Genomic DNA, 14,915 nt, shown 5'->3' on the forward strand with positions numbered 1-14,915 from the left:
AGATCCCGCAGAAGTCGATTTATCAAATAAAAACAGGCCCCTGCGGGACAGGGGCCTGTTCATTTTGCTTTAGGAAAGAAGATTTAGTCTTCTTTTTCTTCTTTCGTGATCTCTTCGCCGGATTCCTGATCGACCATCTTCATGGCCAAACGGACCTTGCCGCGGTCATCAAAGCCCAAGAGCTTTACGAAGACCTCTTGGCCTTCTTTCAGAACGTCGGACGGATGGTTCAGGCGACGGTTTTCGATCTGGCTGACGTGCACGAGGCCGTCTTTCTTGCCGAAGAAGTTCACGAAGGCGCCGAAGTCGACGATTTTGACGACTGTGCCTTTGTAGATCATGCCTTCCTCAGGCTCTGCTACGATCGAGTGGATCATGTCGTAGGCCTTCTTGATCGATTCGCCGTTGGGCGATGCGATCTTGACCACGCCGTCGTCGTTGATGTCGACCTTGGCGCCGGACACTTCCACGATTTCGCGGATGACCTTACCACCGGAGCCGATGACTTCGCGGATTTTGTCCGTTGGAACCTGCATCGTTTCGATGCGTGGTGCGTGAACGGAGAAGTCGGAGGCACTGGAGAGTGCCTTGTTCATCTCACCCAGGATGTGCATCCGGCCTTCTTTGGCCTGTGCCAGGGCTTTCTTCATGATCTCGGGCGTGATGCCTGCGATCTTGATGTCCATCTGCAGGGACGTGATGCCGTTCTCAGTCCCGGCCACTTTGAAGTCCATGTCGCCCAAGTGGTCTTCGTCGCCCAGGATGTCGGACAGAACCGCGTAGGATCCGTCCTCTTCGAGGATCAGACCCATGGCCACCCCGGCAACCGGTGCTTTCAGCGGCACGCCTGCGTCCATCATGGACAGGGAGCCACCACAGACGGACGCCATAGAGGACGAACCGTTGGATTCTGTGATCTCGGACACCACGCGGACGGTGTAGGGGAAATCGGTGGCGGCGGGCAGAACGGCCTGAAGGGCGCGCCATGCCAGTTTGCCGTGACCAATCTCACGACGTCCGGGAGGACCAAAACGGCCAACCTCACCCACCGAATAGGGAGGGAAGTTATAATGCAGCAGGAAGTTCGACTTATACATGCCCTGCAGGCTGTCGATCATCTGCTCATCGTCGCCGGTGCCCAGTGTGGTCACGACCAGACCTTGGGTCTCACCACGGGTGAAGAGGGCAGAGCCGTGGGTCCGTGGCAGAAGGCCCACTTCGGACACGATGTCACGGATTTCGTCGGTCTTACGACCATCGATCCGCTTGCCGGTTTTCACGACGTCACCGCGCAGGATGGACGCCTCAAGCTTTTTCATGGCGGAGCCAAGGTTGGCATCCTCAAGCTGCTCATCGCTCAGGGCTTCTTTGACCGTCTCGCGGGCGTTGGCCACGGCTGCCGTGCGTTCCTGCTTGTCGGTGATCGCAAAGGCGGCCCGCATTTCGGTTTCGCCAGCGGCTTTCACAGCGGCGTAGAGGTCCGAGTAATCAGGCGCCTGGAAATCAAACGGCTCTTTCGCGGCGTCTTCGGCCAGATCAATGATCAGGTCGATCACGGGCTGGATCTGCTCATGGGCGAATTCAACGGCGCCGAGCATCTCTTCCTCGGTCAGCTCATAGGCCTCGGATTCGACCATCATCACGGCGTCTTTGGTGCCGGCCACAACAAGATCCAGACGCTGGTCTGGGTTGTTACGCAGGTTGTGCATGTCGTCGAGCTCAGGGTTCAGGATGTAATCGCCATCCTCATAGCCCACGCGGCAGGCAGCAATCGGGCCCATGAACGGCGCGCCGGAAATCGTCAATGCGGCGGAGGCGGCAACCATGGCAACCATGTCAGGATCGTTGACCAGATCGTGGCTGAGAACGGTACAGATCACGAGGACCTCGTTCTTGAAACCATCGACGAACAGCGGACGGATCGGACGGTCAATCAGACGGCTTGTCAGTGTCTCTTTTTCCGTGGGGCGCGCCTCACGCTTGAAGAAGCCACCCGGTACTTTACCGGCGGCGTAATACTTTTCGTTGTAGTGAACCGTCAGCGGGAAGAAGTCCTGCCCTGGTTTTTGTTGCTTGGCGAACGTCACGTTGGCCATGACAGAGGTTTCGCCATAGGTGGCGATCACGGAACCGTCTGCCTGACGGGCAACCTTGCCCGTTTCCAGTGTCAGCGTTTCTTCGCCCCACTGGATGGATTTTTTCACTTCTTTGAACATTATCGTTTCCTATCAGGGGGCGCGCTTGGGCGTTCCCAAGTCCCCCGTGTCATTGGTGGCCCCATTGCCACCGACCCCAATCCTTTTGTGTGCGCCGGGGTCTTAAGCGTCACGTCTCAGATAAGCGCGCGTTTACACGGGTTTGGTACGTTTGGCTAGGGGTGCGACAACAGCTTCGCCAGCAGGGGATGGGGAAAGGTGCGGCGGCGGGTGATGGCGTAGAATGTCTCATGCAGGGCCAGATCGAAGGGCGCGGTTGTCAGGCGGCCTGCGGCGACCTCATCGCGCACGACGATGGGGGGCACGACGGCAAGGCCTTCGCCCTCACGGGCAAGCAGGCGGATCATCGCCATATCATCGACCTCAGCCGCGATGCGCGGGGTGATGTTGTGCCTGTCGGCCTGTGCCAGAATGCCTGCTTTTATGGCGGGATCTGTGGGCAGGATCAGAGGTTCGGCCCGCAGCAGATCGGGCAAGGTCGCATGGCGCATCTGGTCGGGCCGCCCGTGGATTTGCACCGGTTGTTCGGCCAGTCTGTGGGTCAGGATGTCGGGGCCAATCGCGGTGCTGGGCAGGCTGTTGGACAACATAACATCAAGGTTGAGTGTCATCAGATCGGCCAGAAGCGCGGCTTCGGTGCCCGACCGTAGGATGATTTCAAAGTCATCGCGGTGCAGCGCAGGGCGCAGGAACGACAGCTGAAAATTGCGTGACAGGGTGGGCAGGGCACCGATGCGAAGGGTGGGCACGCTGCCTTCTTTTTGCAGCACCGCTAAAAGATCCTGGCCCGTTGCAAAGATGCGGTCGGCGTGGTCCAGCGCGATACGTCCGGCCTCTGTCAGCTCAAGTCGGCGGCCGATGCGTTCAAAAAAGGCGTGGCCCAACCTGTCTTCAAGCTGTTTGATCTGCATCGACAGGGCGGATTGCGACACGTTCAGCTTTTCGGCGGCGCGGGTCAGGTTGCCCTCATGCGCGACGGCGTGAAAATAGCGCAGGTGATGATAGTTCAGGTCCATGTTCTTATAAATAGAACGTTTGGTGCTGTATGTTATATTTTTCTTTATCTTGGTGCCTCGCTACCTCAGGCCAAAGCCAGTGGAGAGCATCATGGACATCATCACCGACATCGCCAGCACCATGTTGGCGCAGTTGCAAAAACCCACCTTGTCCTTCCTGATTGGTGGGATGTTGCTGGCCGCGATGGGCAGTAAGTTCGAAATCCCGCAGCCGGTCTACAAATTCGTCGTCATATTGCTGTTGCTGAAGGTTGGCATTGGCGCGGGGATGTCCGTGCGTGATGCAAATTTGGCTCAATTGGTCGTGCCTGCGGTTGGGGCGGCTGTGGTTGGCATTGCGATTGTGTTGATCGGCGCGCGCACCATCGCGCGGACCCGCGGGATCAGCCACATGGACGGAATGGCGACGGCCGGATTGTTCGGCGCGGTCTCGGCATCGACGTTGGCGGCGGGCATGGCGGTGCTGGACAGTGAAAACATCGCATATGAAGGGTTCATCGGCGCACTGTATCCGTTCATGGACGTGGCCGCCTTGGTCACAGCGATTGTCTTGGCCAAACTGGCGGAGGCCCGGCAGGGGGCTGCTGCGGTGCAGGGTGGGACGATGACCATTGGCGGTGCCCGTGCGGGTGGCCCAACGGTCGAGGGCGGGTTGGTGCGTACGATCCTGAAGGACACGGTGCAAAGCCCTGCGATTTCAGCACTGTTGTTGGGTTTGGCGCTGGGCCTGTTTGCGCGGCCTGAGACGGTTTACGCCAGCTTTTATGAGCCCCTGTTTCGCGGGCTGTTGTCGATCCTGATGTTGATCATGGGGATGGAAGCCTGGCAGCGGCTGTCTGAGATGAAGGGCGTGGCCCATGCCTATATCGCTTACGGTCTGTTGGCGCCGTTGGTGCACGGCGCCTTGGGGTTCGGTGCGGGGCTGATTGCGCATGAGGTGACGGGATTTTCAGCCGGGGGCACGGTGTTGCTGGCGATCATGGCGGCGTCTTCGTCTGACATCAGCGGGCCGCCTACGATGCGCGGGGCGCTGCCCAAGGCAAACCCATCGGCCTATGTTGGCACGTCGACGGGGTTGGGAACGCCTGTGGCGATCCTATCGATCCCGTTGTGGATGGCCCTGGCCGATGCGCTGATCGGGTTCTGAGGGCGGGGCTAAAATTCCGGAATTTTAGCGGGCACCGGGGGGTTAGAGTGGTTCCGTCAGGTAGAGCCGGACCTTCAGGCCCCCGTGGGACACCGGCGCGCCCGCGTCCTTGAACGGCAGTTTGGTCGCCTTTGCGAGGCCAGCATCCGTGGTTGTCAGCCCCACACGCCAGCCCTGAAAATGGCTGCGCATCCGGTCGCCAAAGGCCGTATAGAGCGCGAACAGCGGGGCCTTGTTCCCGATCCGCGCGCCGTAGGGTGGGTTCGTCAGGATCAGGCCGGGGGTGTCGCTGGGCGGGGTGATCGCGCTGATCGGGTTGGGTTTAAAATCGGTGACCTCCGCAACGCCTGCGCGATCCGCGTTGGCCTGTGACATCTGGATGGCACCGGTGTCACGATCGCTGCCGTGGGCCGTGTGGGCCGAAGGACGATCGGGGCTGTGCATGGCAGTAAAGATGTCGGCGTCGAAATTTGGCAACTGTTGGAACGCAAAGGCGCGGCTGCGGCCGGGGTCGAGCCTGCGGGCAATTTCTGCGGCCTCGATCACAAAGGTGCCAGACCCGCACATCGGATCAAAGAAGGGTGTTTTGCCGTTGTAGCCCGCCGCCCGCAGGAACATCGCGGCCATGGTTTCGCGCATGGGCGCTTTGTTCACTGCCTCTTTGTGGCCGCGTTTGTGCAGGCTGTCGCCGGAGGTGTCCAAGGAGAGCGTGACAATGTCGCGGTCGATCCGGACCTTGAGGGCGAAGGAGGTTTCTGTTCCGGGATCAACAGGGGTATAGCCATGGGCGGCGAGGGCGGTTTTTACCCGTTCTGCGGCTGCGCCTGCATGGTAGATTTTCGATTTGTGGCACGTCGCCTCAACCGAGATGAAACCCTCGCGGGGCAGCAGGCCCGGCCAGTCAAATTCGCGGACGTTCTTTTCCAGCTGCGACAAATAGAGCGCACGGAAATTCGCGATGCGCGCCAACACCCGGGTGGCCCCCCGCAGTTGCAGGTTGGCGCGCCAGACGGCGGGCCAATCGCCCTGCACCGTGACGCCGCCGGGCATGGTTTCAGTGACTTTGAACCCTTTTTCGCGGGCCTCGGATGCCAGAACATCCTGCTGGCCGGGGGCGGTGATCAAAAAGATATCCATAGATGTGCTTACCGTGAAAGGGAGGCAAAGAAAAACCGCCGAAAGCTGTAGCCCTCGGCGGTTTCAAATGCGTGAGACGCAAAATGTCTTAGCGACGGATGCCCAGACGCTTGATCAGGTCCTGATAGCGGGCTTCGTCTTTGGCTTTGGTGTAGTCCAGCAGTTTCCGACGCTGGGCGACCATTTTCAAAAGGCCACGGCGACCGTGGTTGTCTTTCTTGTGGGTCTTGAAGTGTTCCGTCAGCGTGGTGATGCGGGACGTCAGAATGGCAACCTGAACTTCGGGCGAACCGGTGTCGCCTTCTTTGGTTGCGAATTCTTTCATAAGGCGTGCTTTTTCGTCAGCGGTGATCGACATCGGGGTCTCCTTGGTTAAAGGGTGAATGGCGCAAGCCGGGATGTCGTCCAGCAGGGCCCATGGAGGGTGAACTGCGCCCGTAAAGGGAGCAGATGCGGGCGTATAGGAAGATTCCCCATGCTTGGCAAAGGGTTTTTGGCCTAGGCGGCGGTTTCGTCCTGGCTGTCCGAAGGTTCAAGCCGGACGAGGCTGGTGTCGAAACTGTCGACCCCATGCAGGATGGCGACAGGTTCACCGTCCGCAAGAAGCGTCAGGCCTGTGTCATTGGGGACAGTTGTCAGCGCTGGTTCTGTGCCGGAGTAATTGACGACAAGGACGTCTTCGCCGGTCATATCCATGATCTGGACGGTGCCGGATGTCACCTGAAAGGTGTCCGCATCATCACCGCCGGTCATGACGTCGCCATCATTGCCGACTAAGGTATCATTGCCTTCGGAGCCGTTGAGGTAATCGCGTTCGGCCACGTCTTCGCCCGTGACGCCATCGACAATATCGTTGCCTTCGGAGCCTTGAAGATTGTCTTCGCCTGCGCCGCCGATCACCGTGTCATCGCCGTGGCCGCCCAAGACGTTATCGTTGTTTGCGCCGCCATCCATCCAGTCATCACCATCGCCGCCCTGCAGCGCATCATCACCCGCGCCGCCAGACATGATGTCGTCCCCAACATGACCGTTGATCAGATCATCGCCCTCATCGCCGGAGAGTGTGTCACCGCCGCGCCCGCCCAAAAGCTGGTCGTTGCCCGCGGCCCCTGTGAGGCTGTCATCGCCATCGCGGCCATCGATAAAGTCATCGTTTGTGTCGCCATCGATGGAATCCTCGTCGTTTGAGCCGAATTCTTCAACGCGGTCTGCCTGCTCATCCTCAACCGTGGTTTCTGTGGGACCGTTGGTCGGACCCTCACCGGTTGTTCCATCAATCAGGTCGAGCATATTTCCCGAAAGCTCATCCTCGGACGGCTCTTCGACGACGTCTTCTTCGAGTTCTTCGACATCCGCACTCATGCCGACCAAAGCCGTCCCTGCGATTGCCGCGCCAAGTAGTCCGAGAATTGCAAGCATGGGGTCGCTTTCGTGGTTAATGAGAACTGCTTTTGATCGTTTGGTTTGTCTCACCCTCTCATAAATGGGCCGCGACATCCAATTCCTCGCCTTTGATATAGAACAAAAGGTGAAATTGCGCGGTTTTTATCGATAGTTGGTTAACGCAGGCTTAGTCGGAATAGTGTCAGTCAACCCAGGGCGCCGGCGTTTGGCTGTAGGCAATGTAGAGGGGATGTTTGGGATGCCCTGCCTTGGTTAGCCCCAGATGAAAGAGGGGTGCGCCTGTATGGCGCAGCATCGTTTTCACGGCGAGACCGCGATTCATGTGGTCGCCGTGCGCACCCCAGGCGCAGATCGTTGTGTGGGCCCAATTGACCGCCTCAAGAATCGCTGCGTCGTTGTCGGGGCCAATCGGGTCGGCCGCCTGCCTCATGTCGCGGGGATCGGTGTCGCGCCATGCGAAAATATTTGTCACACGAAAGGCCCCGTGGCCCAAGGCGCGGGCCCGACGTTCGCAGCGCTCAACGGTTGGGTCGTTCTGAACCTCTGTGGCGGTGGACGGGTTGAGCATGACAAAATGCACCTTCGTTCCGCCCGTATCCCACACCCGCGTCAGCGCATAGCGGTAGCGTTCGCAGTCGGAATAAATCGCGGTGGAGGGCGCGTCGCCCTTGGTGTGGGTGCGTGTGATCATGGGTGGCTTATGACGGAGAGGGCCGATCTGTGCTAGGGTGGTCGCAGCATGAAAGGAGACGACATGAAACTCGGTGCATTTTCGATCAGTCTTGCGGTGAAGGATCTTGCCGCATCGATCGCGTTTTATAAGGACCTTGGGTTTGCCCGGTTTGGCGGGGACGATGCCCATGGATATGCGATCATGAAGAACGGGGAGACGTTGATCGGGTTGTTTCAGGGCATGTTCGAAGGCAACCTGATGACGTTCAACCCCGGTTGGGATCAGTCTGCGGGGGCGGTCGATCCGTTTGACGACGTGCGTGCGATCAAGGCGGATCTGGTCGCCAAGGGGCACGCCGTCAGCCAAGAGCAGGGCGGGGAGACGGGGCCTGCGTCGTTTGTGGTTGTGGACCCGGACGGGAACCCGATCTTGATTGACCAGCACCGTTGAGACCCAAGGGAAACGGGCCCTCCGGGGGGAGTTTTTCTGGTCAGATGAAGATCAGTCGCGCACGAAAACGCGGGTTGGGTGAAGTTCGCCGGATTTGAAGGTGCCAACAGCGATGGCTTGTCCGTTGTGGTCGGCCCAGCAGTCTTCGCCATAGTCGACATCGCCCATGACGAGGGCGGCATTGCCGTTGCGCAATTTGACGATGCTGGCCTCGGGGCAGTGGACGCGAGGCAGATCATCGAGGCCGTCTTCGAGGGGGCGGATCAGGTGATCGAGGTTGGTGGTTTTGGCGTGTTCGTTGAGTTGGTCGAGGCCAATCCCATCGGCGGCATCAAAGGGGCCGGACCAGATGCGGCGCAAGTCGCGCACGTGCCCGTGACAGCCCAGGGCCTCCCCCAGATCGCGGGCGATGGCGCGCACGTAGCCGCCTTTGCCGCAGGTCATCTCAAGCGTGACGTGATCGGGGTCGGGGCGGTCGATGAGCAGCAGTTCTTCGACCCAAAGGGGGCGGGCGGCGATTTCGAAGTCTTCGCCATCGCGGGCGCGTTTGTAGGCGCGTTCGCCGTCGATTTTGACAGCCGAGAAGGCTGGTGGAATTTGCATGATATCGCCCACGAATTGGCCCAAGGCCGCTTTGATCTCATCGTCTGTGGGGCGGGTGTCTGAGCTGGCGATGACTTCGCCTTCGGCGTCGTCGGTGTTGGTTTTCTGGCCCAGGCGCACGGTGAAGGTGTAGGCCTTGAGCGCGTCGGTGATGTAGGGGACGGTTTTCGTGGCCTCCCCCAAAGCGACGGCCAGCACGCCGGTTGCTTCGGGGTCGAGTGTGCCGGCGTGGCCTGCCTTTTTAGCATCCAGCGCCCAGCGGACTTTGTTGACCACAGAGGTCGAGGTGATGCCTGCGGGTTTGTCCACCACCAGCCATCCGTGAAGATCGCGTCCTTTGCGTTTACGTGCCATGTTGCCCCCTTATGGTTCAGGCGGGCGGGTTAGTCTGCGGCGCTTGCGTCGTCAAGCACGCCAACGATCGGACCCAATGCGCCGAAGCCGAAATCTGAGCGGCCTGACGCGGCATCATAGAGGCGGCTGACCTTTCCATCGAAGAACAGCGCGTTGGGCGTTTGCAGCACATCGCGAAAGAGCGTGGCGAAATCATGGAAGTTCACTGCATCGTTGGAAATGGCGAAGTGCGCGGTTTGCCCGTCTGCGGTGGTGCCGACGCCGTTGCGGATGTTGCGGCTGTCGCTGCCGTCAATGAAACGCGGATGCAGGGCGCCATCGATCACAAGCATAGGGCCGGATTGGGTGGCGTGGGTGCAGGCGGGTGGGTTGGCGGCGTAGGCCCGTGCCTCAATCACAGTGTACGTGTCGGCGATGCAGAACACACCGTTGGGCAGAAGGCCGAAATTGCCGGGGCCGTCCGATGTAATGACACGCATTTCTTCAACACCGTCTTCGATGTAGTGGCCGACGGGATCGCGGTCATCGTGGTACATGCCGGCGTTCATCGCGAAGAGTAGATTTTTGCCTGACGCCGCCTCAACCGCGCGAAAACTGCCCAGGATGTCACCGGCATCGTCGCGCAGAAACAGCTGCAGGTCGTCGTCAGTGGTTACGTCACAAACGGTGAAGGAGGCACCCAAATGCGTGATGTCTTCGCAGGTCACAGCCGCCGCAGGGCTGGCGCAGACCACCAAAGCCGCCACCCACCGCATCAGTCGTCGAGGTCCTGCCGCACCCGTTGATCTGCAAACATTGCGCGGGTGGCGTCCATCCGGTCGTACATATCATCAATGCGGAATCGCAGGTCTGGGGCGTGTTTCAGTTTCATCCCCTTGGTGATCAGGTGACGGATTTCGCCTTTGTTGCGGGCCAAGGCCTCAATCGCGAGATCTGCGTCCTTGCCGCCCAAGGGCAGCACGAAAGCGGTTGCGATACTGAGGTCGGGGGTCATCCGAACCTCACCGACGGTGATGGACATGCGTTGCAGGTCAGGGTCGTGCACCTCACCGCGTTGCAACACTTCGGACAGCGTGCGGCGGAGAAGTTCGCCAACACGCAGTTGTCTTTGGGACGGACCGTCCTTGCCTTGAAAACTGTTCTTTGCCATGGGGTCCATGTAAGCAGACTGAACGTCCTTGCCAAGCGGCAGGGTGTGGATGTGACGTAAAGGACAGGCCATGAGCGAAACCATGACGGACAAACCAGGGATTGTGATCACCGGCGGATCAGGGCGCATGGGGCAAATGTTGACGTCCGCTGTCTTGGCGTCTGATGCGTGCCAGCTGGTGGGTGTGCTGGAACGTGAGGGGCACGATTGGATCGGGCGCGATGTGGGGCAGACCATGGGCGGCGCGCCGGTCGGAGTGACTGTGACGGACGATGCGGTTGCGGCCTTTGCAAAGGCGCAGGCGGTGATTGATTTCACGGCCCCCGCGGCCACGGTCGGGTTTGCGGAGCTGGCGGCACAGGCCCGCGCGGTGCATGTGATCGGAACGACGGGGCTGACCGAGGGCGACATCGCCAAGCTGGATGCAGCGGCCCATCATGCGGTGATTGTGCGGGCGGGCAACATGTCCCTGGGTGTGAATTTGTTGGTGCAGCTGACAAAAAAGGTCGCGGCGGCCCTGGATGAAGATTTCGATATCGAGGTGATTGAGGCGCATCATCACCACAAGGTTGATGCGCCGTCCGGAACAGCCTTGATGTTGGGGGAGGCTGCTGCGGAAGGGCGGGGTGTGTCCCTCAAAGACGTAAGCGACAGCGGGCGCGATGGCATCACAGGTGCGCGGAAACGGGGTGATATCGGTTTTTCCGCGATCCGTGGCGGTGATATTGTCGGCGAACACGACGTGCTGTTTGCGGCGGCGGGGGAGCGGATCAAGCTGACCCATATTGCGACAGATCGCGCCATTTTCGCGCGCGGCGCGTTGAAGGCGGCGCTTTGGGGGCAGAGCCAGAAACCGGGAGCCTACGATATGTTTGACGTGCTTGGTTTGGGCAAAGAGTGAACTTTTTCACCTCTTGATGCGTATCTTAGGGAAACCGATTTAAAGGAGGCCTCGATATGCTTCGTGCCCTAACCCTTTCTTTGGCGGCCATTGTCGCCCTTCCGGCGGCGGCATCCGCCTTTGAACGCATCACCGACCGCTCCACTTTTATGGAGACTGTGGGCGGTAAAGATTTGCGTATTGCGCTTTATGGTCTGACGATCAATGTGCTGGACAGTGGGGCCATTACAGGCCGTGCGGCCGGTTGGGATTTGACGGGATCATGGTCGTGGGAGAACGGGTATTTCTGCCGCGATATGGATTGGTCCGGCTATCCGATTGAATACAACTGCCAGCTGGTTGAAGTGAACGGGGACCGGATCAGGTTCACGGTTGATCAAGGCGCGGGCGATGATGCGGTGTTGCGAATCCGCTGACGCCTGCGACCCGCCGCGTGACGCGGCGACCCTCAGGCGGGGGTCAGCCCGATGGGGCTTGGGTCCTGCCGTGCTGCGATAAGTCAAACGTTCAAAAATCGATGGCGAGGCCTTTTTTCTCCCAATCGCCATAGCGGACGGGTTCTGGTCCGTCGCGGCCGCCCAGTTCTTCTGGAAGATCGAGGGCTTTGGCCGCTTTGCGGCGGGCCTCGGCCTCGGCCAGTGCGCGTTGGGCGGCAGGGGGCAGATCTTTGGGCTGGTCCATTGGCATGTGCGTCTCCTTGCGGTGGCTCAGTTCCTGATATACGCGCCTGAGGCAGATCGCCAAGGGGTTTACGATGTCGCAGCCAGACGCAAAACGCAGCCAGTCGAAACAGGGGTTGGGCCCGCGCAAGGCCGCGTTGTACCTGTTGGATCAGGTGACGGGGCAGGGCAAATTGCTGCCCGAGTTGATTGGCGACGGGGCGTTGGCACATTTGCCGCCCGAAGATCGCGCCCGCGCCCAACGGTTGGCGACACAAACATTGCGCGGGTTGGCGCGTGCGGACCGGATGTTGGCCCGCTTTGTCAATCGCACCCCGCCGCTGGCGGTGCGCAATGTGCTGCGGCTGTGCACGGTTGAGCTGTGCGGCGGTGAAGCGGCGCATGGTGTGGTCAATGCCGGTGTTGAGCTGGTGGCGCGCAACAAGCGCACCGCGTCGATGAAAGGTCTGGTCAATGCGGTGCTGCGCAAGGTTGCCGCCGAAGGACCGGAGGGCTGGGCCAAACTGGCGACGCCGCGGCTGCCCGGCTGGCTGCGCGACCCCCTTAAAGATGGATACGGGCCACAGGTGGTGGCCGCGATGGAGGCTGCACATTTCGCAGGTGCGCCGTTGGACATCACCGCGAAGGCGGACCCTGAGGCCGTGGCCAAGGCGTTGGGCGGTGTGGTGTTGGCCACGGGCACGGTGCGGTTGGCTGAGGCGGGGCAGGTGTCCTCGCTGCCAGGGTTTGAGGCGGGCGACTGGTGGGTGCAAGACGCGGCCGCCGCGATCCCTGTGCAGATTCTGGCGCCCCAAAAGGGGGAGGCGGTGTTGGATCTGTGCGCCGCACCTGGCGGCAAGACGATGCAGCTGGCGGCTGCGGGCGCACGGGTGACGGCGGTGGATGCGTCTGGTGGCCGGATGAAGCGGGTGCGGGAAAATCTGGATCGGACCGGTCTGGCCGCCACAACCTTTGTGGCGGATGCCTTTGCGGTCACCGATGGCGGATTTGATGCCATTTTGCTGGACGCGCCGTGTTCGGCAACCGGCACGATCCGGCGGCATCCTGATTTGCCTTATGCCAAGGACGGGTCTGAATTCGGGATGTTGATCGATCAGCAAGCGCGGATGATTGATCACGCGCTGGGCTTGCTGAAACCGGGTGGCCGTTTGGTCTTTTGCACCTGTTCGCTGCTGCCCGATGAGGGGGAGGTTCAGGTGGAAGAGGCCGTGTCACGTCACGCGGGTCTGACGGTCGATGCGGCGGCCTTGGAGCGCCCCGGGCTTGACCCAAATTGGCGCACCGACGAGGGTGGATTGCGTCTGCGGCCTGATTATTGGGCCGATCAAGGCGGCATGGATGGATTTTACATCGCCCTGATGCGAAAGCCTGCGTGACTTAGACCCCTGTTTGCATATAGATTGGCCCCGCAAAGATGCCGAATGGCACGGGCGAGAGGCAATTTCAGTGGTGGACACGACCCACATTCAAACCGGACGCGTGGGCGTCATGGATCGGCTGCACGCGCGACTTGCGGCCCGCACGCGGCCTGCGACAGGGTTTCGGTCAAATCCTGAACCGCGCATGATCGGGCATTTTGCCCGTGGGCGACAGCTTTTGGCCGGTAATTTTCTGTTTTCGGGTCAATTGGTTGAGGCCCCGAACACATCCATCTGGGATGCGGTGACGCAGGTTGACGCCTCTGCGCCTGAGGTTCACGGGTTTGCGTGGCTTGATGATCTGGCGGCTGTGGGCGACAACAAGGCGCGCATGGCTGCGCAAACGTGGCTGCACGACTGGATTGACAGATACGGACAGGGCGGCGGCGATGGGTGGACACCTGACGTGACGGGCCGCCGCTTGATCCGTTGGATCGCCCATGGCTTTTTTCTGTTGCGGGGGGCGGACAAGGACGCGTCTGAGGCGTATTTCCGCTCAGCCGCGCAGCAGGCGATTTTCCTGTCGCGCCGCTGGAAGGCCACGCGATCCGGTTTGCCACGGTTTGAGGCTGTGGCGGGGATGATTTACGCAGGGCTGAGCCTGCAAGGGATAGAAGATCGCGTCACACCGGCGATTGCGATGCTGACCCGCGATTGCGACCGTCAGATCGGGCCGGACGGGGGCATTGCCTCACGCAATCCCGAAGAGCTGTTGGAGATTTTGACCCTGCTCACATGGGTTGAAACCGCGCTGACCGAAGCCGAACACCCCGTGCCGAGCGCCCTGAGAGAGGCCATGGGCCGGATCGCGCCCACCTTGCGCGCGTTGCGTCATTCGGACGGCGGGTTGGCACGGTTCCATGGTGGCGGGCGCGGGCTGGACGGTTGGCTGGATCAGGCGCTGGCGGCGGTTGGGACGATGGAACAGCCGGACCGGACGTTGCAGATGGGCTATGGCCGGTTGGCCGCGGGGCGCACGACCCTTATTACGGATGTGGCCCCCCCGCCGGGCGGGGTGTCTGCGGCGCAGGCCCATGCCTCGACCCTCGCGATGGAGGTCACATCGGGGCGGCGGCCCTTGATCGTGAATTGCGGATCCGGTGTAAGTTTTGGCCCAGATTGGCGGCGGGCGGGGCGGGCCACGCCCAGCCATTCTACCTTGGGCATCGACACGCGGTCGTCTTCGCTTTTGTCGACGCAGCGCGACGGGTCGGAGGTGATGACAGATGGCCCGGTTGAGGTGCAATCAGAGATCAGCACCGTCGCAGACGGGTATCGCCTTGCCATGGCGCATGACGGATACCGTGTCAGTCACGGGCTGACCCATGTGCGCACGTTGGATCTGACGTTGGATGGACGGGCGATTGCGGGCGAAGACCTGCTGACGATCCTTGATCCCGAGGATGAGCCTGTCTTTGATCGCGCGTTGGACGCCGAGACGTTGCAGGGCATTCCGTGGTCGGTGCGGTTCCATTTGCATCCAGAGGTCGAAGCTGCGGTCGATTTGGGCGGCGCGGCGGTGTCGTTGACGCAGAAATCTGGTGAAATTTGGGTGTTTCGGCAGGACGGGGCCGAAGATATGCGGCTTGAGGCGTCCGTTTACCTTGAAAATGGGCGATTAAGGCCCCGTGCGGCGCAACAGGTGGTTTTATCTGGGCGGGCTTTGTCATATGCGACGCGCATCCGTTGGTCATTGTCCAAGGCGCAAGATGTGCCCACCGCGTTGCGCGATGTCGATGATCCTGCGGCACTGGAGTTCTGACCTG

Annotated in this window: 16 protein-coding genes; 6 read left to right on the forward strand and 10 right to left on the reverse strand. The window is 60.7% G+C overall.

Translation table 11 applies throughout. From position 1 onward, the window contains the following. Positions 1–83: 83 nt before the first annotated feature. Together pnp and PSJ8397_RS08930 are read right to left on the reverse strand one after the other, a co-directional pair. Entirely contained in the window at positions 84–2,216 is a 2,133-nt protein-coding gene (gene pnp, locus PSJ8397_RS08925; RefSeq protein WP_085864215.1) for a polyribonucleotide nucleotidyltransferase, read from the reverse strand. Positions 2,217–2,371: 155 nt separating this feature from the next. Then, positions 2,372–3,232 (reverse strand): LysR family transcriptional regulator, encoded by an 861-nt coding sequence (locus PSJ8397_RS08930; protein ID WP_085864216.1) that lies wholly within the window; start codon positions 3,230–3,232, stop codon positions 2,372–2,374. Positions 3,233–3,323: 91 nt separating this feature from the next. Between PSJ8397_RS08930 and PSJ8397_RS08935 the strand changes: the two genes are divergently transcribed. Continuing rightward, a complete protein-coding gene (locus PSJ8397_RS08935) occupies positions 3,324–4,379 on the forward strand; it encodes a sodium-dependent bicarbonate transport family permease (protein WP_085864217.1) in 1,056 nt (351 codons plus the stop codon). Between the two features lie 42 nt (positions 4,380–4,421). Here PSJ8397_RS08935 and PSJ8397_RS08940 read toward each other — a convergent pair whose 3' ends face one another. The 4 genes from PSJ8397_RS08940 to PSJ8397_RS08955 all read right to left on the reverse strand — a co-directional run bounded on the left by PSJ8397_RS08940 (position 4,422) and on the right by PSJ8397_RS08955 (position 7,611). After that, on the reverse strand, positions 4,422–5,516 hold the full coding sequence (locus PSJ8397_RS08940) for a THUMP domain-containing class I SAM-dependent RNA methyltransferase (RefSeq protein ID WP_085864218.1): 1,095 nt from the start codon (positions 5,514–5,516) through the stop codon (positions 4,422–4,424). Positions 5,517–5,604: 88 nt separating this feature from the next. After that, the gene (rpsO, locus tag PSJ8397_RS08945) at positions 5,605–5,874 is read right to left on the reverse strand and encodes a 30S ribosomal protein S15 (RefSeq protein ID WP_085864219.1); all 270 of its coding nucleotides are present in this window, start codon (positions 5,872–5,874) and stop codon (positions 5,605–5,607) included. A 140-nt stretch (positions 5,875–6,014) separates the two neighbouring features. Continuing rightward, positions 6,015–6,935 (reverse strand): calcium-binding protein, encoded by a 921-nt coding sequence (locus tag PSJ8397_RS08950; protein ID WP_085864220.1) that lies wholly within the window; start codon positions 6,933–6,935, stop codon positions 6,015–6,017. A 166-nt stretch (positions 6,936–7,101) separates the two neighbouring features. Beyond that, complete coding sequence (locus PSJ8397_RS08955; protein ID WP_085864221.1) at positions 7,102–7,611, reverse strand: DUF1643 domain-containing protein; 510 nt, start codon at positions 7,609–7,611, stop codon at positions 7,102–7,104. Positions 7,612–7,674: 63 nt separating this feature from the next. Here PSJ8397_RS08955 and PSJ8397_RS08960 point away from each other — a divergent pair, with 63 nt between their 5' ends. Continuing rightward, positions 7,675–8,043 (forward strand): VOC family protein, encoded by a 369-nt coding sequence (locus tag PSJ8397_RS08960; protein WP_085864222.1) that lies wholly within the window; start codon positions 7,675–7,677, stop codon positions 8,041–8,043. A 51-nt stretch (positions 8,044–8,094) separates the two neighbouring features. Here the strand turns inward: PSJ8397_RS08960 and truB are convergent, their stop codons facing one another. From truB to rbfA, 3 genes are read right to left on the reverse strand one after another with little or no spacing between them, the layout of a single operon-like run. After that, on the reverse strand, positions 8,095–9,000 hold the full coding sequence (gene truB, locus PSJ8397_RS08965; RefSeq protein WP_085864223.1) for a tRNA pseudouridine(55) synthase TruB: 906 nt from the start codon (positions 8,998–9,000) through the stop codon (positions 8,095–8,097). 29 nt (positions 9,001–9,029) lie between these two features. Next, a complete protein-coding gene (locus PSJ8397_RS08970) occupies positions 9,030–9,755 on the reverse strand; it encodes a phosphodiester glycosidase family protein (protein WP_085864224.1) in 726 nt (241 codons plus the stop codon). Beyond that, entirely contained in the window at positions 9,755–10,150 is a 396-nt protein-coding gene (gene rbfA, locus PSJ8397_RS08975; protein ID WP_085864317.1) for a 30S ribosome-binding factor RbfA, read from the reverse strand. Before rbfA ends, PSJ8397_RS08970 begins: the two co-directional genes overlap by 1 nt. Before the next feature lie 82 nt (positions 10,151–10,232). Between rbfA and dapB the strand changes: the two genes are divergently transcribed. Further along, on the forward strand, positions 10,233–11,051 hold the full coding sequence (dapB, locus tag PSJ8397_RS08980) for a 4-hydroxy-tetrahydrodipicolinate reductase (RefSeq protein ID WP_085864318.1): 819 nt from the start codon (positions 10,233–10,235) through the stop codon (positions 11,049–11,051). 56 nt (positions 11,052–11,107) lie between these two features. Further along, positions 11,108–11,467 carry a dihydrodipicolinate reductase gene (locus PSJ8397_RS08985; protein ID WP_085864225.1) on the forward strand — a complete coding sequence of 120 codons (360 nt, stop codon included), beginning with the start codon at positions 11,108–11,110 and terminating at the stop codon, positions 11,465–11,467. Between the two features lie 91 nt (positions 11,468–11,558). Here the strand turns inward: PSJ8397_RS08985 and PSJ8397_RS08990 are convergent, their stop codons facing one another. Further along, the gene (locus PSJ8397_RS08990) at positions 11,559–11,732 is read right to left on the reverse strand and encodes a DUF1674 domain-containing protein (protein ID WP_085864319.1); all 174 of its coding nucleotides are present in this window, start codon (positions 11,730–11,732) and stop codon (positions 11,559–11,561) included. Between the two features lie 73 nt (positions 11,733–11,805). On the opposite strand from PSJ8397_RS08990, the gene PSJ8397_RS08995 reads away from it, so the two are divergent. Then, positions 11,806–13,107 carry an RsmB/NOP family class I SAM-dependent RNA methyltransferase gene (locus tag PSJ8397_RS08995; protein WP_085864226.1) on the forward strand — a complete coding sequence of 434 codons (1,302 nt, stop codon included), beginning with the start codon at positions 11,806–11,808 and terminating at the stop codon, positions 13,105–13,107. A 112-nt stretch (positions 13,108–13,219) separates the two neighbouring features. Beyond that, the gene (locus tag PSJ8397_RS09000; protein WP_085864320.1) at positions 13,220–14,911 is read left to right on the forward strand and encodes a heparinase II/III family protein; all 1,692 of its coding nucleotides are present in this window, start codon (positions 13,220–13,222) and stop codon (positions 14,909–14,911) included. Positions 14,912–14,915 lie beyond the last annotated feature (4 nt).

It is taken from the genome of Pseudooctadecabacter jejudonensis, assembly GCF_900172275.1.
In the GTDB taxonomy this organism is placed as follows: domain Bacteria; phylum Pseudomonadota; class Alphaproteobacteria; order Rhodobacterales; family Rhodobacteraceae; genus Octadecabacter; species Octadecabacter jejudonensis.